This window comes from Polaromonas sp. (assembly GCF_029945925.1).
Taxonomy (GTDB): domain Bacteria; phylum Pseudomonadota; class Gammaproteobacteria; order Burkholderiales; family Burkholderiaceae_C; genus Polaromonas.
The window spans coordinates 1-22,012 of record NZ_JAQSDN010000014.1; the positions used below are offsets into that span (position 1 = coordinate 1).

The 22,012-nt window shown below is 61.6% G+C and carries 16 protein-coding genes and 1 pseudogene; 10 read left to right on the plus strand and 7 right to left on the minus strand.

The genetic code is table 11. The features are described 5' to 3' along the window. Positions 1–173: 173 nt before the first annotated feature. The 3 genes from PSV40_RS03640 to PSV40_RS03650 are packed head-to-tail and all read right to left on the minus strand — an operon-like array spanning position 174 to position 3,649. Positions 174–1,094 (minus strand): MBL fold metallo-hydrolase, encoded by a 921-nt coding sequence (locus PSV40_RS03640; RefSeq protein WP_300534308.1) that lies wholly within the window; start codon positions 1,092–1,094, stop codon positions 174–176. Positions 1,095–1,115: 21 nt separating this feature from the next. Then, positions 1,116–2,801, minus strand: coding sequence for an AMP-binding protein (locus PSV40_RS03645; RefSeq protein WP_300534310.1), 1,686 nt, complete (start codon positions 2,799–2,801; stop codon positions 1,116–1,118). Between the two features lie 59 nt (positions 2,802–2,860). Continuing rightward, positions 2,861–3,649: a hypothetical protein gene (locus PSV40_RS03650; protein ID WP_366914950.1), complete on the minus strand. Its 789-nt coding sequence runs from the start codon at positions 3,647–3,649 to the stop codon at positions 2,861–2,863. Between the two features lie 14 nt (positions 3,650–3,663). Between PSV40_RS03650 and PSV40_RS03655 the strand changes: the two genes are divergently transcribed. The 10 genes and pseudogenes from PSV40_RS03655 to PSV40_RS03695 all read left to right on the plus strand — a co-directional run bounded on the left by PSV40_RS03655 (position 3,664) and on the right by PSV40_RS03695 (position 17,563). Beyond that, positions 3,664–4,170 carry a hypothetical protein gene (locus PSV40_RS03655; RefSeq protein ID WP_300534312.1) on the plus strand — a complete coding sequence of 169 codons (507 nt, stop codon included), beginning with the start codon at positions 3,664–3,666 and terminating at the stop codon, positions 4,168–4,170. Between the two features lie 16 nt (positions 4,171–4,186). Beyond that, complete coding sequence (locus tag PSV40_RS03660; RefSeq protein WP_300534314.1) at positions 4,187–5,812, plus strand: GMC family oxidoreductase; 1,626 nt, start codon at positions 4,187–4,189, stop codon at positions 5,810–5,812. A gap of 23 nt (positions 5,813–5,835) precedes the next feature. Beyond that, positions 5,836–6,762, plus strand: coding sequence for an alpha/beta fold hydrolase (locus tag PSV40_RS03665; RefSeq protein WP_300534317.1), 927 nt, complete (start codon positions 5,836–5,838; stop codon positions 6,760–6,762). 74 nt (positions 6,763–6,836) lie between these two features. After that, on the plus strand, positions 6,837–7,955 hold the full coding sequence (locus tag PSV40_RS03670; RefSeq protein ID WP_300534319.1) for a response regulator: 1,119 nt from the start codon (positions 6,837–6,839) through the stop codon (positions 7,953–7,955). 30 nt (positions 7,956–7,985) lie between these two features. Then, complete coding sequence (locus tag PSV40_RS03675) at positions 7,986–11,411, plus strand: response regulator (RefSeq protein WP_300534322.1); 3,426 nt, start codon at positions 7,986–7,988, stop codon at positions 11,409–11,411. A 272-nt stretch (positions 11,412–11,683) separates the two neighbouring features. Continuing rightward, the gene (locus tag PSV40_RS03680) at positions 11,684–12,340 is read left to right on the plus strand and encodes a helix-turn-helix transcriptional regulator (protein ID WP_300534325.1); all 657 of its coding nucleotides are present in this window, start codon (positions 11,684–11,686) and stop codon (positions 12,338–12,340) included. Positions 12,341–12,404: 64 nt separating this feature from the next. Next, complete coding sequence (locus tag PSV40_RS03685; protein WP_300534327.1) at positions 12,405–13,064, plus strand: Crp/Fnr family transcriptional regulator; 660 nt, start codon at positions 12,405–12,407, stop codon at positions 13,062–13,064. 94 nt (positions 13,065–13,158) lie between these two features. Then, complete coding sequence (locus PSV40_RS03690; RefSeq protein ID WP_300534330.1) at positions 13,159–14,247, plus strand: M4 family metallopeptidase; 1,089 nt, start codon at positions 13,159–13,161, stop codon at positions 14,245–14,247. 88 nt (positions 14,248–14,335) lie between these two features. Then, positions 14,336–14,467, plus strand: a pseudogene (locus PSV40_RS22810) (zinc ribbon domain-containing protein); the annotation flags it as partial. Positions 14,468–14,527: 60 nt separating this feature from the next. Continuing rightward, on the plus strand, positions 14,528–17,563 hold the full coding sequence (locus PSV40_RS03695) for an adenylate/guanylate cyclase domain-containing protein (protein WP_300534333.1): 3,036 nt from the start codon (positions 14,528–14,530) through the stop codon (positions 17,561–17,563). Here the strand turns inward: PSV40_RS03695 and PSV40_RS03700 are convergent. The 4 genes from PSV40_RS03700 to PSV40_RS03715 all read right to left on the minus strand — a co-directional run. Beyond that, positions 17,514–18,221 carry a class I SAM-dependent methyltransferase gene (locus PSV40_RS03700; protein WP_300534421.1) on the minus strand — a complete coding sequence of 236 codons (708 nt, stop codon included), beginning with the start codon at positions 18,219–18,221 and terminating at the stop codon, positions 17,514–17,516. The two genes, PSV40_RS03695 and PSV40_RS03700, sit on opposite strands and share 50 nt — an antisense overlap. Continuing rightward, entirely contained in the window at positions 18,221–18,748 is a 528-nt protein-coding gene (locus PSV40_RS03705; protein WP_300534334.1) for a hypothetical protein, read from the minus strand. Before PSV40_RS03705 ends, PSV40_RS03700 begins: the two co-directional genes overlap by 1 nt. Before the next feature lie 274 nt (positions 18,749–19,022). Further along, a complete protein-coding gene (locus tag PSV40_RS03710; protein WP_300534336.1) occupies positions 19,023–20,993 on the minus strand; it encodes a hypothetical protein in 1,971 nt (656 codons plus the stop codon). 6 nt (positions 20,994–20,999) lie between these two features. Then, a partial coding sequence (locus PSV40_RS03715) for a phosphatase PAP2 family protein (protein WP_300534339.1) occupies positions 21,000–22,012 on the minus strand: 1,013 nt, incomplete at its 5' end.

The window sequence follows — 22,012 nt, forward strand, 5'->3', positions numbered from 1 at the left end:
AGGCTCTTACAGCAAGATGCGCCCAGTTGATAAAGTCAACTGGGCGTTTTCTTTTGTCCGGCTGAAAATGCCCTGGCCTGCAAGTGTAAAACTCCGCCTCGAAAGAGGCGGAGTTTTTTTATTTGGGGCCAAGCCTTGGCCGGGATGCACCATTGCCTGATCCTCCGCCGGCGTCAGGCATTGAAGACCATCGCATTCTCTTTGCGGGCGGCAGTGGTGTGCACCAATTCATCGGTGAGTTGAGCGATCCAGTCCAGCATGGGCGTGGCAGGGAAAAACCGCTCCCGAATAAGCTGGAAATAACGTGTGCCGGCAGCCCAGTTCAAAAAATCAGCGTACAGCAGTTGCTGCTGCTCCAGAAGTTTGAATTTGAGCAGGACCTTGGCTGCATGATGCGCGTGCCGTGCCGGATTTTTGACGAAAGCGTCGAGTCGCGCGCGCGATCGCGCAAGGACCTCTGCCTGATACCCGAACACAGGGCCATGACCAGGGATGACCCAATGGGGGACCAGCTGTTCAATCAGATCGAGCGTGGCTCCGACCTCACTGAATGCACGTTCACCCTCCAGTTCTGGAAAAACCACGCCGAACCCCTTTTCCCACAAGGCATCGGCGGAGATCAATGTGCGTGAAAAGGGTTCGAACAACACTACCGAGTGAGGATCATGTCCTGGTGCAGCGTGAATTTGCCACATCACGTCAGCCAGCAGAATTTCTGCGCCCGGCAAGAGACAACCGTCGTGCTTGAAGCGGGGGCAAAGCTGCCCGGTTGGCAGATAAGTCAGGGCCTCTGCATCCCACATTGACACCAGCGCCGCCTGACCAGGCGGAATAAGAGTTTCAAGTTCGGGATACACATGCTGGAGCGCCGCATTGCCGCCACAGTGATCGCTGTGCAAATGGGTGTTCAACAACAAATTCAATGGCCGCCCGCGCAGCGCTGACTGAACAAGTTCGACAGTCTGATCCGAATGTGTGCTGTAACCGCTGTCAACAAGAGCGCATGACTCATCCCCCAAAAACAGGACATTGTTCGACGACAACCAGCCACGCTCAAAAACCTGGACGCCCCTGGGTAGCTTCATGTCAGGCATGGCCCGGCGTGAAACGATTCATCAGGCGGTCGTCCGCAGTTCACGTCGGAGGATTTTCCCGACATTGGTTTTGGGCAGGTCGTCACGAAACTCGATGTATTTGGGTCGTTTGTAACCCGTGAGATTCTGCTTGCAGTACTCGGCAATCTGTTCTTCCGTGAGCGTTGGGTCGCTTTTGACGATGAAAATCTTGATGGCTTCACCCTGCTTGTCGTCCGCGATGCCAATGGCCGCGCATTCAACGACACCCGGACAAAGGGAGACGACATTTTCGAGTTCATTGGGGAAGACATTGAAGCCGGAAACAATGATCATGTCCTTCTTGCGGTCGACAATTTTCGTGTAGCCCCGCTCATCCATGATGCCGATATCGCCGGTGCGCATGAACCCGTCGGCGGTAAAGGCCTTCTCGTTCTCGGCGGGTTGCTGGTAGTAACCGGTCATCACCTGTGGTCCCTTGATGCAGATCTCGCCCGACTCGCCAACAGGCCGGGAACGACCCTCATCGTCCTTGATCGCAATCTCTATGCTTGGCAAGGGCAGACCGATGGTGCCGCTGAACTCGGTATCGAGAACGGGGTTGTTGGTGCCGATCGCGCAAGTCTCGCTCATGCCCCAGCCTTCGATCATTGGAGACCCCGTGACTTGCAGCCAGTGTTTGGCCGTTCCCTCAGAGGCAGCCATGCCGCCCGCCTGGGAGACGCAGAGGTGGGAGAAGTCAACGGTCTTGATTTGTGGATGCTGCAGGAGTGCATTGAACAGGGTGTTGACTGCCGGAAGCATGTGAAACGGGCGCTTCTTCAGCACTTCGATGAACTTTCCGAAATCACGGGGGTTTGGGATCAGCGTCAGGTGGGATCCCCAGCGGATCGCCAGCAGGCACAGTGTCAACGCGAAGATGTGGTAAAGCGGCAATGCTGCGATGCCGTTGGTTTTGCTGACATCCCCAAGACGACGCAGCGCCGGCGTGAACCAGGCTTCTGCCTGCAGGACGGCCGCGACGATATTGCGGTGCGTCAGAACAGCGCCTTTGGACAAGCCTGTGGTCCCGCCGGTGTATTGCAGAAAGGCGACTGAATCGAGATCGCATTGGGCTGGTTTGAGGACCATCCCCGCGCCATCGGTGATGGCGCGTTTGAAAGGCGTCACGGTGCGGCCATTGGTCAGCGGAAGCTTGTAGGCCGGGACCATTTTTGCGAGATGCCTGACGGCGAAGGTGATCCAGCGGCCATACCAGGGGCCCAGCAAATCCCCCATGGACGCGATCACGACGTGTTTGATGGGCGTCCGGTCAATGACCTCTTCAAGCGTTCCCGCAAAATTCTCCAGGATCACAATGCTGGTGGCGCCCGAGTCCTTGAGCTGGTGTTCGAGTTCACGCGCGGTGTAGAGCGGATTGACGTTCACGCAGGTGTAGCCGGCGCGCAGGATTCCCGCCATGGTGACCGCGAACTGCGGAATATTCGGCAGCATGATGGCCACCCGCGCACCGGGCTCCAGTCCCAGATGCTGCAACCATGCGCCTAGCGCTGATGACAGCTCATCCAGCTCCCCGTAGGACATCCAGCGGTCCATGCAGACTGAAAAAGGCCGCGTGGCATTTTTCCTGAAGGAGTCCTCAAGCAGCTGGTTCAGCGAGCGGAACTGCTCGGGGTCGATGTCGTGCGGCACACCCTCGGGATAACTCTTGAGCCAAAACTTGTCCATTAAAAACTCCTTGTGCGCCATTGTGAAAGCAGCGGAGCGCCACGCGTATGGGGCTTGTCCTAATGCGGCGCCGTGGGCGCAAGAAGTTGAAGCAAAAAGGTCTCGCAGGCGACAGCTTCGTCGTTGAAGAGGGAATGGATCAATGCTGATTCCCGGGCCTCCACCACATTCAGGAATTCGGTGGTGCCTTTCATCCGGGCAAAAGCATCAAACCCGACTTCCAGAAAATTCTGCAGCGCGCTCAGTCCTGCGGCTGCCGCTGGCGTGCGCATCATCTTCAGCAGGCTGCGCAGGCCCCGCATATGTGTGAGGTGATCAAGCTCCTGGCCCAAGTGCAGCACCACCTGCAGTTGCCGCTGCCGCGCCGCCATATCGCCGACCGCGCGCCAACACCGAATGTAGCGGGTGGCCTGCCCGCCTGCGCGGTCGAGCAGCCATTGCTGCGCCATCCGGTCATCAAGCGCCTCGGTCAGGGCATGCACTTCGGCAAGGGCGGCCGCCGTTTCGACCACCGCCTTGGGAAAAAGGCGGGCGATGGTGTTTGCGATCCGGGAAAACTGCTGGTCCCGCTGGGCATAGTCCTTGTCCCCATACAGCTCATTCAGGAAAAAATGAGCGGCTTGCTGATAGCGGGGGCTGTCGAGGAGGTCGGCGTAAGTTGCCGTGAAACGCTGCGCCTGGAAGCGCTTGACCTCCAGGCAGGCGGCATGAAGTTCGGGATCGGCCATGCGGCTTTGCCGCAGCAGCGAAACCGCCTGCATGGCTTCGCGAATTCGGTCGGCAACTGGGTCCATATAAACACCGAGTTTATCTAGGTGCAGCGCCCTATTGAAACCGCAGGAGTGCATGCGAAACTCCAGCGATGCAAAGAAGGACCTTACTCAAGCTCGGGGTGGTATCGGCCGTGGTGCTGGCGGTTGCTGGCGGCGCGGCGGCCCTGCTGTCGCCGGGTTTGCACGAAGGCAAGCTCAGCATCGCTGGTCGCGAGGTATTCCGGGCCGTCGGCCGTGCAGTGCTCGACCAAAGCCTGCCGCGCGAGGATGCTCCGAGGCAGGACGCCCTGATCGGTTTGCTGAACCGCATGGATGAACTGACCGCCGCTTTGCCACCCCACGCGCAGGCCGAACTCTCACAGCTGCTGTCGCTGCTGGCGAGTGCACCGGGGCGGCGCACACTGGCCGGTCTGGGCGATGAGTGGTCGTTGGCGACAGAAGCCCGCATCCAGCAGTCACTTCAGGAAATGCGGCTGTCGGGGCTGGTGCTTCGCCGGCAGGCTTATGCCGCATTGCATGACATCACCGCAGCGGCCTATTTTTCAGATGCATCCACCTGGCCGCAACTCGGTTATCCCGGTCCGGTCCGGATCTGAAAGCAGTGAATACCGCATGAGTCAAATCCAAGACCCGATCCGCGAAGGTTTGAAGCGCGGCTGGAAAGTTCTGGGCGGCGCCCTGGGGCCCGCACCGAAAAAAATTGTCTGTGATGTTGCCATCGTCGGCAGTGGCGCCGGTGCCGGTATCACCGCCGATTTGCTTGCCAAGGCGGGTTTGCAGGTGGTGATGATTGAAGAGGGGCCGCTGAAAAGCAGCAGCGACTTCCGTCAGAAGGAGTCGGACGCCTATCCGCAGCTCTATCAGGAAAGTGCAGCGCGAAAGACTGAAGACAAGGCGATCAACATCCTGCAGGGGCGCTGTGTCGGCGGTTCCACCACCGTCAACTGGACCAGCTCCTTCAGGACGCCCGCGCCGACCCTGCAGTTCTGGCGGGACAGGTTTGGCCTGGCGGACTACAGCGTCGAGGCGCTTGCCCCTTATTTTGCCCAGGCCGAGCAGCGCCTGAATATCCTGCCATGGCTCACCGCCCCCAACGAGAACAATGACTTGTTGCGCCGGGGAGCGGCCAGATTGGGTATCCAGGCGGCGACGATTTCCCGCAACGTCAAGGGCTGCTGGAATCTGGGCTCCTGCGGCCTGGGCTGCCCGACCAACGCGAAGCAGTCCATGCTGGTGACCACCATCCCGGCTGCGCTGGACCGGGGCGCGCAATTGCTGACCGAAATGCGCGTGGAAAGTTTCGAGCTGGCCAACGGCAAGGTCACGGCGCTTTACTGCCGCCCTGTGATGTCAAATAGTGCTCCAGCCCCCGCTGTATCTGCGCAGATAGCTACAAAAATAGTAGCAAAACACTATGTGCTGGCGGGTGGCGCCATCAATTCGCCGGCGGTGCTGCTGCGTTCGAACGCTCCTGATCCGCACGGGCTGCTGGGCGCGCGGACTTTCCTGCACCCGGTGGTGATGAGCTCGGGGGTGTTCGAGCAGAAAGTCGAAGCCTGGAGCGGCGCCCCGCAGACCATTTACACCGATCATTTCCTCGAAACCCAGGCCATCGATGGCCCCATGGGCTACAAACTCGAGGCGCCGCCGCTGCACCCCATCATTTTTGCATCGACGGTGCCGGGTTTTGGTCAGAGCCAGCAGGCACTGCTGGAGAGCTTCCCGCACAACCACACGCTGCTGGCCTTGATGCGTGACGGCTTTCATGACCAGTCACGCGGCGGAAAAGTCAAATTGCGCGGGGACGGCTCCGCCGTGCTCGACTATCCGCTCACCGACTACGTGATGGACGGTGCCCGCCGCGCTTTGCTGACGATGGCGGAGATCCAGTTCGCCGCAGGTGCACGCCAGGTGCTACCCCTGCACGAAATGGCCCAACCCTACACAAGCTGGGGCGAAGCGCGCGATGCAGTCAGCGCCCTGCCCATGAAGCCGCTGCTCACGAAGGTCGTGAGTGCGCACGTGATGGGTGGCTGCGGCTTGGGCGGCGACGAAAAGCGGGGAGTGACGCGGCCCGATGGTGTGCACTGGCAGCTTGAAAACCTGTCGATTCACGATGGTTCGATTTTCCCCACCAGCATTGGTGCCAACCCCCAGTTGTCCATTTACGGCACCGTAAACCGGCTGGCGCAGGGACTCGTCAAAAGGCTCACCGGGCGCGACGTCGTCCTGGCCTGAGCCGCAACCGGCGCAGGCTCCCCATGTTGGCACGGCTTCAGCAACTGATCACTGTGTCGCTGCTTGCTGCCGCGACTGGATGGCTGGTGTTTTTCTGGGAGAGCTCGGCGCTGCTGGCCCTGGCCGGCTTTGCGGCCCTGGTGCTGGGCTATTCGGGGTTTCTTGCCCTGGAGTTTGTGGCGCTGCGATTCATCAACCGCGGGGATCCTGTGCCGCGTCCGACGTGGAAAGAACTCGCTGGTGCCTGGCTGGGCGAGACGCTCGTGGCGCCCCGGGTTTTTTGCTGGCGTCAACCTTTTCTCTCCCAGGCTGTTCCCGACCAGTTGTCGGTGGACGCTGTCGAAAAAGGCCGGCGTGGGGTGGTGTTCATCCATGGCTTTTTCTGCAACCGGGGCTTCTGGACGCCCTGGCTGAAGCGGCTTCAAGGGACGGGACACGCATTTGTCGCCCTCAACCTGGAGCCGCCCTTTGCCTCCATTGACGACTACGCGCCGTTGATCGACGAGGCGGTCCAGCGCGTGACCGCGGCGACCGGCCTGTCGCCACTGCTTGTGTGCCACAGCATGGGGGGTCTGGCCGCCCGTGCCTGGCTCAGGATCATGAAGGCCGAGGCGCGGGTCTGCCATGTGGTGACCATCGGGACGCCGCATCGGGGGACCTGGCTGGCCCGTTTCAGTCTTGTCACCAACGGCCGCCAGATGCAACTGTCCGGACAATGGCACCAGGCGCTCGACCTGGACATGCCGTCCCACCGCCATGCCCTGTTCACCTGCTGGTATTCCAACTGCGACAATATCGTTTTTCCAAGCTCCACCGCGACGCTTCCCGGTGCTGACAACCGGTTGGTGCACGGTGCCGCTCACGTGCAACTTGCATTTTTGCCGCAGGTGATGGATGCGAGTCTCGCGCTGATCGAGGGCGATCGGTGGAAAATTGCGCAGACGTCTTAGCTAAAACTTCTTACTCGGTAACAAATTGTGTAAGCTAGAGACACGCCGCGCTTTGGTTAATGCTTGGGATAAAAATGCCTCTGATAGTGGTCATGGAAGACGATGCCGCCACGCGGACGCTGGTGGCATCGGTGCTCAGGAAAGACGGGTACGACGTGCTGTCGGCCGACAACGGCCTGTCCGGGCTCGAGCTGGTGCGCCAGAACAAGCCGGATCTGGTCATCAGCGATGTGCAGATGCCGGTGATGGACGGGTTTGCGATGCTGCAGGCCCTGCGTGCCGATCCGGCCATCCTGGCCACGCCTGTGGTCTTGCTGACCTCACTGCAGGAGCGGGCTCACATGCGCATCGGCATGACCAGCGGCGCTGACGACTACATCACCAAACCCTTCCGCCCCGGCGAGTTGCGCGAGGCTGCTGCGGCGCAGCTGAACAAGCGTCACATGCAGGCGGCCGTCCAGGTCATGGCGGTGGAAGCTGCGGTGCAGGCTGCCCTGGAGGACCAGAAGCAGCATCTGGCCCGCCTGTATGAAAAAAAGCTGGCCTCCGAACTGAGCGACAAGTGGCCTGCGGCGGATGCATCGAGCCAGGACGAGAAGTTTTCGAATGCGACCGTCCTGTTCGTCGACGTGCTCAACTATGCGGGACTGGCGGAAAAACTCTCCAGTACGGAACTGAGTGATGTGGTGCGCCAGTTCTACAACAATGCCGGCGATACCGTGCACCTGTTTGGCGCGCGCCACATGCAGTTTGTAGGTGAAGGTCTGCTGGTCGTTTTTGTCGACAGCACGGACACGACCTCGGTCAACCACGGCTTGCGTGCCGCCCGTGCCGCCCTGGGCCTGCTCGACGCGGCCAAACGTGTGCAGCAATTTCTCAATACCCATTTCCCCGGGCAGGGGCTGCCGCGTTTCGATGTCAGCGTGGCCTTGAACAGCGGACCCGTGGCGCTGGCCAGGCTTGCAGATCCCCTGCATGGCAGTGTGCAGATACTGCCGGTGGGCGACACGGTGAACGCCACCCTGCTCCTGCAGAAGCAGGCCTGCAAGGCCGGCTGGCAGATCGCGGCCAGTGTGGCCATGCTGCGCGGTGTCACGGGCGCGGTGAACACCGGCGGGCGAGCGCTGGTGTCCCTGCCCGGGCGGACAACCGCGATCGATGCCGCCGAGTTGCTGGGCCTGGCGCTCGCCTGACCAGTGGTTGAGTCGGAGCCCCACAACCTCATGCCAAGGAAAACGTTTTCCCTGCGCCGGGTCCTGGTGGTCAGTTTGCTGGTGTTTGCGCTCGTGCCGGCGGGGTTGGTGGCCTGGCTCATGGCGCGCAGCAGTGACCAGGCGGTGCAGGAACTGGCCGGGGGTATCCTGTTCAACGTGGCGGCCAGGGTGCAGTCTGGAACGGAAGCCCATTTGGGGCAGGCACACACCATACTGAACGGCCTGTTTCCCGCGCGCCTGAGCACCACCCAGACCGAGCAGGCCCGGGATTGGCTGCGCCAGAGTTCGGCCTTTGAGTCCATGGCGTTCGCGCTGGGCAGGCAGTCAGCAGATGTGCCCCACCTTTATTACGGTAACAGCCGGGGCGAGTATTTTTCGGTGGAAAACACCAGTGGCGGCGCAACCGTGCAGTTTCGCGGAACCACAGACGCCGGTCTTCAGGCCTTCACGGCGCGCCGGCCCGGCGACCGCAGCCGGCCTCTGGCAGTTGCGCAGACCCACTTCGAGCCCCGCACCCGGGACTGGTACCAGGGGGCCCTGGTCGCCAAGGGCCGCGTGTTCTCCCCGATTCAGGTAGTTCCCGGGAAACCGCAACTGTTCGTGACGCTATCCCAGCCGGTGTACGACGTGGACGGAGGCGCCGCGGGCGTGTTTGGTGTGGACCTGTATCTGCAGCGGCTGGCCGACCTGCTGCAAACGCAGCGCATCAGCGCTCGTGGTGCGGCTTTCGTGGTGGACGAGCAGGGGTGGCTGGTCGCCGGGTCGGCCGGGGACCCCTTGTTCGACGACGCGCCGGGGCAGTCTGCGCGGCGAAGCCCCCAGCACAGCGCGAACCCGGTGATTCGCGAAAGTTTTGCAGCGCTGCAGCGCGAGCAGGCCCGCAAGCGCGAGGATTCGGTGGCCGTCAACACGGCGTTGCAGCGGATCCCCATGCAGGGCGGCACCCTGCTGATGGTGCAGCGCCCCTTCGGCGAATCAGCGGGCTTGCGCTGGACCCTGGTGGTGGCCGCGCCCGAGAGCGATTTCACCGCGGAGATCACCCGCGCCTGGAAGGTGTCCCTGACCCTCATTGGCGCGCTGGTCCTGCTTGGGGCCGCCGCAGCGTTTTATGTCGCCAACCGCATCGGGCGCCGGCTCAAGCGCCTGAGCGTGGCTGCGCAAAAACTCGGGCGCGGTGAAGTGCCTCGCATCGACAGCGGCACGCATTTGCGCGAGGTCATGGAGCTTTCGCGGGTCATGCACTCCAGCGCCGAGCAACTGAAACATTACCGTGCCGAGGTGCAGGCCAAAACCCGGGTGATCGAAGAGGCCAACGAGCGTCTGGAGGAACGGGTGGCGCAGCGTACGGTCGAGTTGCTCGCCTCGCGTGAAGAGGCCTTGCAGGCAGCACGGGCCAAAGCCGCATTTCTGGCGACCATGAGCCACGAGATCCGCACCCCCCTGAACGGCGTGGTGGGCATGAGTACCCTGCTTGCCGAGACCGCGCTGGACGACGAGCAGAGCGACTACCTGCAGACCATCCGCCTGTCGAGCGACCAGTTGCTGGCTGTCATCAACGATATTCTGGATTTCTCGAAAATCGAGTCGGGCAAGCTGGATCTGGAATCTGAACCCCTGAGCCTGCGCAGTGCGATCGAGGAGGCCTGCGACATTGCCGCACCCCGCGCCCGGGAAAAAAACCTGGAACTGATCGTGGACGTGCCGGAAGCTGCGGGCAACGGCTCGCCTGCCCTGCCGGCAGCGATCTCCGGAGACGTGACGCGGATCCGCCAGGTGCTGATCAACCTGATCAACAACGCCGTCAAATTCACCGAAAAAGGTGAAGTGACCGTGAGTGCGCGTTCCTTGCCCAACCCCGGTGACCCGGCCCGGGTGCGCGTCGAATTCCGCGTGTCCGATTCCGGCATAGGCATTCCGTCCGACCGCGTGGGCTCGCTGTTCCAGGCCTTCACTCAGGTGGACGCTTCCACCACGCGCAAGTACGGGGGCACCGGCCTGGGGCTGGCGATATGCAAGCGGCTGGTCGAACTCATGGGCGGTGACATCGGTGTGGACAGCGTGCCGGGCAAAGGCTCCACTTTCTGGTTCACGATCCAGGCACCGCCGGCCGAACTGCCCCCGGTGGCTGCAACTGTCGACGCGGCCGCCCTGCATGGGAAACGCGCGCTGGTGGTGGATGACCACGTTACCAATGTCCGGGTCCTGACGCGGCAGCTCCAGCTGTGGGGCATGCAGGTGGCTACCGCCGAGTCAGGCGCCCAGGCCTTGCAGGCACTGGCGCTGGCGCAGAGTGGGGGGGCGCTGCCGGACATCGTCATCACCGACATGCACATGCCTGAAATGGATGGCGTGGCGCTTTCCCGCGTTATCAAGGCCACGGCGCCGCTGGCCGGAATACCGCTGGTGCTGCTGACGTCCGGTTTCATGCCGCCAGGCCATGAGGCCGCCCGGTTGTTCGAAGCGCGGCTGCTCAAGCCCGCCCGGCAGCGCCAATTGTTCGACGCGCTGGCACGCTGCCTGTCGGTGCCGGGTAGCCAGAAGCTGCCCTCGGAATCAACCACTGCCGAAGGCCTGGCCGCTGCAAAAAACCTGACCTTGCTGGTGGTGGACGACAACGCTGTCAATCTCAAGGTGGCCTGCGCCATGCTGGCCAAGCTGGGTTACCACACGGCCACCGCGCTGGACGGGCGCGAGGCTGTACAGGCCGTGGCACGTGCCCATGGCGCGGGCTCGCGCTTTGGTGCGGTGCTGATGGACATCAACATGCCGCGCATGAACGGCTTTCAGGCCACCCAGCAAATTCAGGCCATGATGGGCAGGAGGGCGCCCCCCATCATTGCGCTGACCGCGGCCGCATCTCCCGAAGACCGCGCCCGCTGCACGGCGGCGGGCATGGACGACTACCTGACCAAACCGCTGCATGTTGCCGCGCTGGCCCAGGTGCTGGAGCGCTGGCTGCCCGTGATGACGGCGGCAGCGGGAGGCTCTGGTGGATTTGCAACGGCTCCCCCGGTGCGCGGCCAGGGGATCACCGCCGGGCCGTCGGCAGTGGTTCCGATGCCCAAAAGCGGCCTCCCGCCTGTGGTTGAACCCGTGCTGATGGATATGGAGCGGCTGGCCCAGTTCAAGGAGTTCGACGACGATGCGCTGACCATGACGCGCGAGGTGATCGGCCTGTTTGTCGCCGATGCGTCCCAGCGCCTGAGCGCCATCGAAGAGAGCATCCGCGCCGGCGACGCTGCAGCCCTGGCGTGGGCAACCCATGCCCTTGTAGGCGCTACCAGCAATGTCGGCGCCGTCGCCATGCAGGTCGTGTGCGGTGAGCTGGAACTGGTGGCAAAAACCGGTGAGATCCCGGCCAACGCCCTCCAGCAACTGGAAAGGCTTCAGACCTACTGGGCCAAGACCAGTGCCATCCTTGACACTTGGGTCTGAGGCTGCCGTCTTTTTGCGATTTCCGGGATGTTAGGAGAGCATATTTCCCGGCGTGAGCTTCGCCCCGTGCAAAGTTGGCACCCACTTACTGATGGTGAATTCGACCCTGTGGCGCGCCGGGAAGTTATCAATGCCGGTCAAATTTGGTTTGCGGCCAACTTGGGTGTCATCTGAAATTGTGACTTTGTTCACAACATCGAGACCGCATATTCACTATCCAGAATCGAGCAGGCTTCATACGCTTAACAACCTGTAACAGCTAAGCCCTGAAGATGAATACCCTGTTGACTGCTGGATTCCTGGATGCTTCCCTGCCTCAGGATGTGACCCGCCCGCACGCAGGTCCGGATGTGCTGTCGCTGCTGGTTGACGTGCTGGGCCACGGCATCCTTGTGGTGGGTGAGCACGGCCAGATCATCCACGCCAATCGTGCAGCCCGGACCGAACTAAACCGTCATCGGGTGCTCAACAGGGTGGGCGGGGAAGTCCATGGCATGACGCCGGCAGACTGCAAAACGCTCCAAAATGCCTTGGGCAAGGCCGTGGCCGGCAAACGGAGCCTGATCAATGTGTCTGGCGCAGGCTTGACCCTGACGCTGGCCGTTGTCCCCCTCAAGCCCGACGCCGATGCCTGGGATGCCCGCATCGCCCTGCTTTTTGCGCGTGCTGAAGTCTGCGAATCCGGCATGTTCGGCTTTTTTGCGCGCAGTTACGGGCTGACCCAGACGGAAGAGCAGGTACTTGCCATCCTGTGCCGGGGCTTGAGCACGCCGGAAATTGCCGTCCAGCTGAAGGTTGCTGTTTCCACGGTACGCAGCCATGTGCGCAGCCTCTGCGCAAAAACCGGGTCCAGCGGTGTGCGCGAACTGGTGAACCGTGTCGCCGTTTTGCCACCGGTGGCGCCTTTGCACCTGGCTCAAATTCACTGAAAAGGCCTGTCGCCCCCAAGCAGCCCACACCTGGGGGCCGCCGCGTGCTAGATTACGGCTCATCATGAGCACGTCAATACCTTCCAACGAAGACCTTTACACGCCACTGGTTCCCGAGTTGCGCTCGCTGGCTCGCCGCGGCGTGTTGCGGACCTACCGGAAAAATGCGGTGTTGATCAATGAGGGTGAATCCGGCGACAGCCTGTTTGTCCTGCTCAAGGGCAGTGTCAAGGTATTCGCCATGGACGAAAGCGGACGCGAGATCACTTACGGAACGGTCAATGCAGGCGACTATTTTGGCGAAATGTCGCTCGACGGCGGGCCCCGATCTGCCTCGGTGATGACGCTGGAGCCTTGCACTTGCGCGGTGCTGAGCCGGACAGATGTCAGCGAACACCTGGTGGAAGAGCCTGAATTCGCCATCAATCTCGTGGTTCAGGTGATACGCCGGGCCCGTTCCGCGACGGAGACGGCGCGAAACATGGCGCTGCTCGACGTGTATGGGCGGCTGGTGGCCTTGCTGGAAGAACGTCGGGAAGACGCCGGCGAGGCACCCGGCGGCAGCGCCACGCTGGAGTCCATCACCCATCAGGACATCGCCAATCGCGTGGGCGCCTCGCGCGAGATGGTCAGCCGGCTGCTCAAAGACCTCGAAAAAGGGGGCTACATCGAACTGGGCATCCGGCGCATCACATTGCTCAAGAAACTGCCTAGCCGCTGGTAGGCCGGTTCGGGTGGCCTATTTCCCGTTTGGCGACGAGTCGCTGCCAACAGCGCAATTGGCTGTTGACCGCTTTTGTGCCCAAGGGGTCACGGCCGTGGGCCCCGCCTATCGCTGCGCATGTTTTGCAGTTCCTTCCAAATTGCTCAGGAAGCTCGCTGACAAAGCCGGGGAAGCCGATCGCCATGTCATCCATGGCCACATCGAAAGCGCCTCGCGGCTTCGTACGCAGCGCAGCGCATGGGTTCCCCAGGCGCCGGCAGCGTCACCGCCGCAGGCGCTTCATTCCGCCCCATCCTGGCGGCGCAGTGTTTTTGACGCAGGCACAGGCACGGTGCTGCCCGGCAAGTCCGTGCGGGACGAGGGCGACAAGCCGGTCAAGGATCACGCCGCCAACCAGGCCTATGACAATGCCGGCATCACGCTTGATTTTTACCTGAAGGTTTTTGGCCGGCATTCGATCGACAACCGCAGCATGCGGGTCGAATCTGCGGTGCATTTCGGAAAAAACTTCGGCAATGCGATGTGGACCGGCGACCGGATGGTCTACGGCGATGGCGACCAGAACGTGAGTGGATTTACCGCTGCACTGGACATCATTGCCCATGAACTCACGCACGGCGTCACGCAGCACATGATCGCTGGCGGGCTGGGTGTCGTTCGGGTGGCTCCGAAGGACCGCGAATTCAAGGAGCAGACACATGCGCTCCAGGGGCAGAGCGGCGCGCTCAATGAGTCTTTTTCCGATGTTTTCGGCAGCATGGTCAAACAGTGGCACGCGGGGCAGGACGTCACGCAAGCCAACTGGTTGCTCGGCGAGCACATGCTTGCGCCGCAACACGGCCGGGCCATCCGATCGCTCAAGGACCCAGGCAACCGACAGTTGACCTGGTACGAGGACGAGCAGTTCAAGAACATGGACCAGTATGTCGATGGCGCTGACGTGCATGACGGCTCCGGCATTCCCAATCACGCCTTTTACCTGGCGGCCCGGAAAATAGGCGGGTACTCCTGGGAAAAAGCGGGGCCGATCTGGTACGAGGCCTTCGCTAAACTCAAACCCAAGGCCAGTTTTCAGGATGCAGCGCGAGCAACCACTGATGTGGCCTCCCAGCGGTTTGGTGTTAAGTCAAAAGAATGCAAGGCGGTCATGTCGGCCTGGCAGGCTGTCAAGGTGATCACCTGAACACAGGTGCAAATGCCTTGCTTTGTGAGGGGCGCCGTGTAACGATTCGTAGTGGCCCCGTTGTGTGTTGTTGAGAGTTCATAAAGAGATGCCGTTGCGCTGTGGCTCATGCCTGACTGTTAACCCCGACGGAAACCGGTTCTGTGAGGGGTGTGGAGCGGGCTTGTCGCAGGTCTGCCGCCATTGCGGCCAGGAATCCAGTCCTTCGGCGCGATTTTGTGGTGCGTGCGGGACTCCCCACGCCGGCGCCGCCCCAGGCGTTGCCGCCGCCCAGCCGGGCGTGACATGGGGCGAACTCAAACAGGCCACCGTCCTTTTCGCCGATATCGTGAGCTCCACGGAGCAGATCGCCGACCTGGATGCCGAGCAGGCCATGGATCGCCTGGGCCCTGCCTTGGCGCGTATGTGCGCCTCCATCGAGAAATTTGACGGAACAGTCATACGAACACTGGGCGATGGTGTCATGGCCATCTTTGGCGCGCCCAGGGCGCTGGAAGGTCACGCCTTGCTGGCCTGCGAAGCAGCGCTGGACATGCAGCGGGCCTTCGCCCCGGAGGGCCAGGGCTTGCGTATTCGGGTCGGCTTGCATTCGGGGCAGGTGGCGTCGGATCCACAGAACGCCGACGGCAAGGGTGGGGGAGCCCACGGGCTCACCATCCATCTCGCGAGCCGGGTCGTGGGGCTCGCCGATCCCGGCGGCATTTGCATGACCGAAAGTTGTTATGCGCTGGTTCGCACTCTCTGTGAGGTGCAGCCCATGGGGCAGCATGTCCTGAAGGGGATCTCAGGGCAATCCGCGATCTATGCCTTGACGGGGTTCAGGATGGCCTCGTCGGACCAGCATTTTCATCCGGCTGGCCTGACACCCTTTCTTGGCCGGGACCGGGAAAGTGATCTTCTCAAGCAGGCCCTGCTGGTCACCGAGCTAGGGCAGGCCCGGGTGGTGGGCATCTCGGGTGAACCTGGTGCGGGCAAGAGCCGGCTGTGTCACGAGTTCGTCCAGTGGTGCCGGGCCAGACAGGTTCCCGTTTTTGAGGTGCGTGCGCAGCCTTATGGCCATGCAACGCCCCTGCAGCCGGGGTTGAGCCTTCTCAGAACCTTCTTTTTCCGCATTCCGCCTGCAGACGATGCCGCCGCCGCCAGAAGCCGGATTGTCGAGCGCATGGCTGAACTCGGCCCTCCGGCGGAAGCCGACCTGGCCTTGCTGTACGAATTTCTCGGGGTGGCCCAGGCCGGCAGCCCGCCGTCCGCGCTCAGTCCCAAGGCGCGCCACACCAGGTTGCTCAATGTGGTGCGCGAGCTGGTCAAGCATGATGCGGCCACGACGTCGGTGATACTCATCGAAGACCTCCACTGGCTGGACGAGGCCAGCGAAGAATTCGTTGCGACCCTGGTTGAAGCGGCCGCCGGCACCCAGACCATGGTGGTCCTCAATTTCCGGCCGTCGTACCGCCTGCCTTGGGCCCAGTTTGAAAATTTCGAAAAAATCGACCTCGGGCAATTGAGCCTCAGGGAGACAGAGCATCTCGTCAGGGCGCTGATCGGCCCCCGTGCCGACCTTCAGGACATCTGCGAACTGGTGGCGGCGCGAAGCGGCGGCAATCCTTTTTTTGCAGAAGAACTGGTGCGTTCGCTGGTCGATCGTGGCTATTTTCTGGAGGGCTCCGATCTTCGCGCCGGAGGGCTTGAGGCGATAGAGCGGGCCTTGCCCGCGACCGTGCAGGCTGTCATTGGCGCCCGCCTTGATCGCCTGGGCGAGCCCGAAAAGACCTTGCTGCAGATGTGCGCGATCATCGGCAAGGAGATCCCGCTTGCCGTGCTGGAACACATGGCCAGCCCGCTGGCCAAGGTGATCGAGAAGGGGCTCGATGGCTTGTGTCACGCCGAACTCATCCTGCCGCAGCCTGCCGTAGGCGGCCGCCGCTTCACCTTTCGGCACCCCCTGATCCAGGAAGTGGCCTACAGCGCGCAACTCAAGGTGCGTCGCGGCCCGCTCCACGGTGCGGTGGCGGTGGCGATGGAAGTCTATTACCGCGATCAACTCGATGAGTATGCGGGTCTGATTGCCTACCACTACGAGTCGGCAGGGCAGTTCCTCGACGCTGCGAGCCATGCCGCACGTGCCGCGCAGTGGGTGGGCTCCACCAACTCTGCGTTGGCGATCAAGCATTGGCACAAGGTGCGGGCGCTCCTGCAGGAGCAACCGCGGTCTGCCAGAACCGACCACCTGCGTGTACGGGCCGGCGGACAGATCTGCGTGCTCGGCTGGCGCGAGGGGTTGACCCTGCAGGAGGTGCAGCCCTTTATCGACGAAGCCATGGAACTGGCCGGTGAGGTGGACGGCAGACTGATTCAGTTGCTGGTGATGGCTGAAGGCAGAATGCTCCAGGCCAGCGGAGGTCCGGCTGACGGTTATGTTGAACGTCTTCAGAAAGCGCAATCACTGATGGAGCCCGGCGCTGACGCGGGGCGCGCTGCGATGATCAATGCCGCATTGAGTCAGGCCTATGCCTGGGCCGGCATGCTGGAGCAGGCCTTGGCTGCCAACACCTGTGCGCTTGCAGACATGGGAAAAATCGACAGGTTTGACCGTGAATGGATTGGCTTCAGCGTGGAGCACTGGATCATGGGGATGCGGGGACGTCTGCTGACGCGCTTGGGGCGCCTGAACGAAGCCGAGCAATGCCTGAAGGAGCTGCTGGGCATGGCGCAGTCATCGAATGATCCGGTGATCCTGCAATTTGCCCACTTCGGCTACGTGGATCTCGCGTCCTGTCGCCAGGATGCGGCGCTGGCGCAGCGGCATTCTGCGCGTGTTGCCGAGATCGCCGAAAAACATGAAGGCCCTTACCTGCGCGTGTTCGCGTTGAGCTGCCGTGCGTTGGCCGCCAGCATAGCTGGTGACTTTGGTACCGCTGTACGTACTTTTTCGGAGGCCTTGGCGCTTGTCAGGAGCTCCAGGGTGGCGATGGAGTTCGAAACCGAAATCCTGGCCAGCCTGGCCGAATGCTATCGTGGGCTTGGCAGTTTTGAGCAGGCACAGGACGTTGCAGGCGAGGCGATTGAAATTTCCCGCCAGCGCAGCACCCGTTTGCCCGAGTGCCGGGCCTTGATCACCCGCGCTGGCGCAATGCTCGATGCCCGTGGACTGGCAAGTGCCACGCAGGCCAAAGCCCTGTTTGCCGAGGCGGAGGCTCTGGTACGCATGACCGGGGCCGCTATTTATGAAGAGGCTTTGTTGCGCGAACGGTCCCGGCTGACCATGTTTACCGACAGGCGAGACCAGATCGACATTGGCGCCGGACAAGCAGTGTGAACTCGCGCATGCCGTAGCCGGATATCAGCTCGGCGGTGGCACTGAACTGCCGCTCGCAATAACGTATCCAGACATCGGGTGAGGCGCGATATAACTCGGGGATGACGTGCATGTCCGGCTCAAGCGGCGCCAGAAAATTAACGGCAAAACCAAGACGGCTCGCTGCATTCATCTCGCCCAGGGTTTTCTTGATGAACAAATCCCAGCGCGCAGCGGACTGTGCCAGCTTGACGTTGAAAATGCCGCTGGCCACCGAGTAATCCGCCACGCGCGGAATCGAACCGGCGACAACAAACCGGGCCCGAATGTTCGGATGCAAAGAGGGCTTGGCCTGATCAATCATGGCTTGCGAGAGGTCGGTGCCGAGGTAGTCCACCTCCGCACGCCGATGACGTTTTTCCAGAAAGGCCAAAAGTGCGCCGTAACCGCAGCCGACATCGTTTAATGACAACGCTTGGCGAAAGTCACACAATTTGAGGAGCTGGACAAAGCGCAACTCCTGAGTCGGCCGGCACGTCCAGTCCGCACCAAGGGCAGTCGCCCCATGCATCATCACTTTTTCCGTGTAATAACGCTCTATGCCAGCATGCACGCTGGTCAGCCGCGGATCGGGGGAGGACGCCTTGGTGATGGCGATGGTGCCCGCCCCCGCTGTCATCACTTGGCCGTTTTCTTGGCCGCCTTTGCAGCAGGTTTGGCTGCTGGTTTGGCTGCCTTGAGCGCCATGGTGGGCAGGGAGATGGTCAGGTAATCCTGGTTGAAATAGGCGACCGGCCGGTCCTTCTCCTTGATCAGCACACGGGTGTTGCCCTTTTCCGCCCGCATGTCATGAAAGGTGAAATACACCGGCAACGGGTTTTTCGAAGCAAGGTTACGCGCCATGGCGTTGACAATGGCCACGTCGCCGTTCTGGCCAGCGACATTCGAGTCATGCTTGCTGAGATTGGTGAAATAGTCGTGCATGCGGTTCTTGGCCTCTGCATTGGACGCACCGATGTTGAGGACTGCCACGCTGTTCTTGAACGAGCGGCCCTTTTTGAAAATCTTGAACTCCTTTTGCAGCGCCACCATTTCGTCGAGGCCGCCAAAATGCGTTTTCTTGTCGGGCGTAGGTCCGAAACGTACATTCAATTGGTCAAGCAGACTTCCAACGTGAATGTCATGCTCTTTCATGAAAAATCCCATAAATCTCTCCTGCGGTTACGGTTGATGAAATGGCTGGTTTAACGTAAAAATTGCAACACGCTGTAAATCCACGCTGAGTGTAGGGCCAACTCCCTCCCGTGAAAAGAGGGTGAACCGGGGCAGGAGCTTTAGGCCGCCAGCGAGCGGCGCTAGGGTGCAAAGTGTTTCGTTGTCGTCAACAGCTGCGGCCTTGCCGAAAGTTCCCGACCGCTGGCGGATCCTTCACAGGCCCATGATTCACACTCGCCCGGTTTCGCTGCATCTCCTGCCAAGCCTACATGCCGTTCAGAATCCGCCTGGCTTCCTGGGGTGACGCGTCACTGGTGCCCATGAGGCGTACCGCAGCGCCACTGCGCGTTCCGGCCGCATTCACGCCGAGCGTTGGCGGGTTCTCGTCGCTGAAAGCTTGCGCGTCGGGAATCCTGATCACCCCCGGGCGCTGAGCCCGCCCTGCATCGGGGTCAGGTTTCTGCGGGGAATAGTGGGCCCAGCGCGGCCCGGTGATTCGCGTACCGCCTACCGACACGGTCTTGTTGCCTGTGGCGATGCTGTTGAAGCTTCCGCTGCGCCGGATCAGGCTTGGGTTGTCGGGATGGTCCACGAAGGAGTCCGGGTTCCCGCTGGTGTCATACCACGCGTCCTCGAAGTGTGACTGCCGGGCGCCGCCGCGGGTGCCGATGACCACGTCGTCCCGCTCCACATAAGCGTCCACGGTGACCACCTTCTTGCCGGTATTGGTCAGCGTGATCTGCCACACCCCGCTGGGTGCGGTAGCCGTCTTGTCGTCAAAACTGAACGTGGGCGCGACCGCGAGCAGGGCGCAGGTGCCGCGCCGGCCGGTGGCGACCGTCTCAGGGTAAATCAACGCGCACAGCGGTTGCTTGCCGCCGCCCGTCCACATCCTCGACTCACCAAACTTCAGCGGCGGCAAGGCCGCTCGCCCCGGCGGGGCGATGGTGATCTCAAGGCCGTCGCGGTCTTCCTCGATCCATAGTTCCACAAAACTTTGGGTCGAATCATCGGGTAGCACCCGCCAATGAAGCGCAACATGCTCATTTTTTAATAGCGTGACATTGGCGTGCGTGCGCAGCTGGTAGCTGTTGCCGGCAGCCAGTGCGATTTGCAGGCGTCCTTGCAGCAAGCCAATCAGCTCATCCATTGCCGCTTCCAGCAGCAATGTGCCGTCATGCGGGCCGGCCAGCGTGCCGAAGCTGATGTTGGCCGTCACCTTGGCGTCGTCCGCGCAGCGCGACAGGACATACATCAACCCGTCGAGCACATGCACGTTCATTGAGCCGCCCGAGGTGTCTCGCACTGTGTCGTAGTCCAGTTGCACGGCAATCAAGGCCGCCCGGCTGGCATCGTCATCGGCCTTCGCCCAGCTGGGCGGTGCGTCAAACGTGGGCGGCAAATTGGCAACTTGAGACAGCAGCGTGCGCGGACCGGCCGCCAGATCCATGACATGGGTGCCGTGACTGACTGACGTATCCAGCGCATGAAAGAAGTGCTCGCGCCTGGGCATCTTGCTGCCCAGGGTGGACAGCCCCAGTGCAACGTAGACGGCGCTTTCGTCCACCAGGCCGTTGTAGCTGTTGGCTTGCATGGCTGCATTGATGTCGGCCGCGGTCAACTCGTGGCCATAGCCCATGCTTTGCGGTGTGCGGCCCTTGCCTTGGGCGTCCTGCCGCCAGAAGTAGCGGGTGCGCGCCTTGCCCTGATGAAGAAAATTGGCATGAGCCAGCGCCAGGCTGTCGTCGATCAGCGCCAGGACCTTGCCGGAAAGCAGGCCTTCGGCTTGAGTCTCGGCCTGCCAGGTCGGACCGCTCGAATGCACGGGCGGGTTTGCCGGCGGATTCACCGCCGAGTCGTCGGCGTACTCCGCGGCAGGCAAGCCCAGTTCAAGGCGCAGCACGAGTGCGTGCAGGCTGCCGCCCGGCTGCAGTTGCTTGAAAAACGCCGGCCTGACCCGTGCCGTGCAAAAGCGCAAGCCCTTGGGCGCAGCGCGGCTGGTGTAAGCGGGCGGCACATGCAGCCATTTGGGCGACGCGGCAGCAATAAGCTGTTGCACCGTCGTGCTCGACTTGAGTTCGATGGCAATCGGCAACCACTTCGGCCGCTTGTTGCCGTAGCCGGAAAAGTTGTCAGCCTCGGCCCACACCAGGTAGGGGTCAAAACCGTTGGTGGCACCGGGCTTGGCCCAATCGATGCCCGTGAACTCGCCCTTGGGCAGTTTGGTCCAGCTCATGGCGGCTTACTTGAGCGGCTGCCACTCTTTGGCGGCTTTGGTCCACATGAATTCAAGCAGGGGCGATTTGTGAATCACATGCTTGGTAGTTTTGTGCTGATAGTAGCCACTGAGGTTGTCTGTCATGGAGACACGCAGATCAAAATCGACTGGTTCCGCTTTTTTGCCCTCAAACTTTCGACCATCAAAGCCCCACAAAGCCACGTTTTTGGCTCCCTGGCAACGAGATACAAAAAATTCCCCAAGTGCGGTTCCGAGCAACCGTCCAGCCGCGCTGTCAACGGGATAGTGCACCCCCGCAACGGTACGGTTGACGGCGATACGCGCTGCAAGCCGTTGTAGCTGCTCCTTGTACTGATGACCCGCCGGAAGGAGGGCCAGCAACACGGTGATGACTGTGAATGCTTCTGTTGCGTGCCCACTGGGCCAACTTGCGTGCCCTGGTGTTGGAATCATCGGCTGGATCTGCGGCGAGAGATCTACGGGCCGGGGGCATGCAAAAGCGTGCTTGAATCGCATTTCTACGTCACCTGCAAGGGCGAGCATCAGGGTGACCAGTTCCATGGTCCACTTGTGTCGGTGGGAGGTCAACCCGATAACGGAGCCCCAAAAGGCGACCTGATTCGGCACTTGGGTCAGGATTTCTGCTCCTCTGTCCTCGCGCAAGTGAGCGTAATTTGCAACCAGCTGAAGTTGTTGCTTGAAGATATCCGTGTCGGGCCGAACGAGGCTGACCAGCTTTATATTGGATAGCGGCTTGCGGGTCACATTGACGAATTCGAGCGTCATTTCTTTGGCAGACTGATCGACATTGAAGTGAAGACCGGATAACACTTCCAGGCCGCAAACCTGCAGTCGAGGAGTCACATCCCAGTGGGAAAGTCTTTCAGGGTTGTCCAGTGGCGTAGGCAGGTTAATTGGAAGCATTGCCCCCTGAAATGGGCCACTCAGCGCGGACCGGCTTCTGATGAGCGCCTCCGCCAACGTTGGCGACGGTGATCCTGAAGCATCTGCCCCCA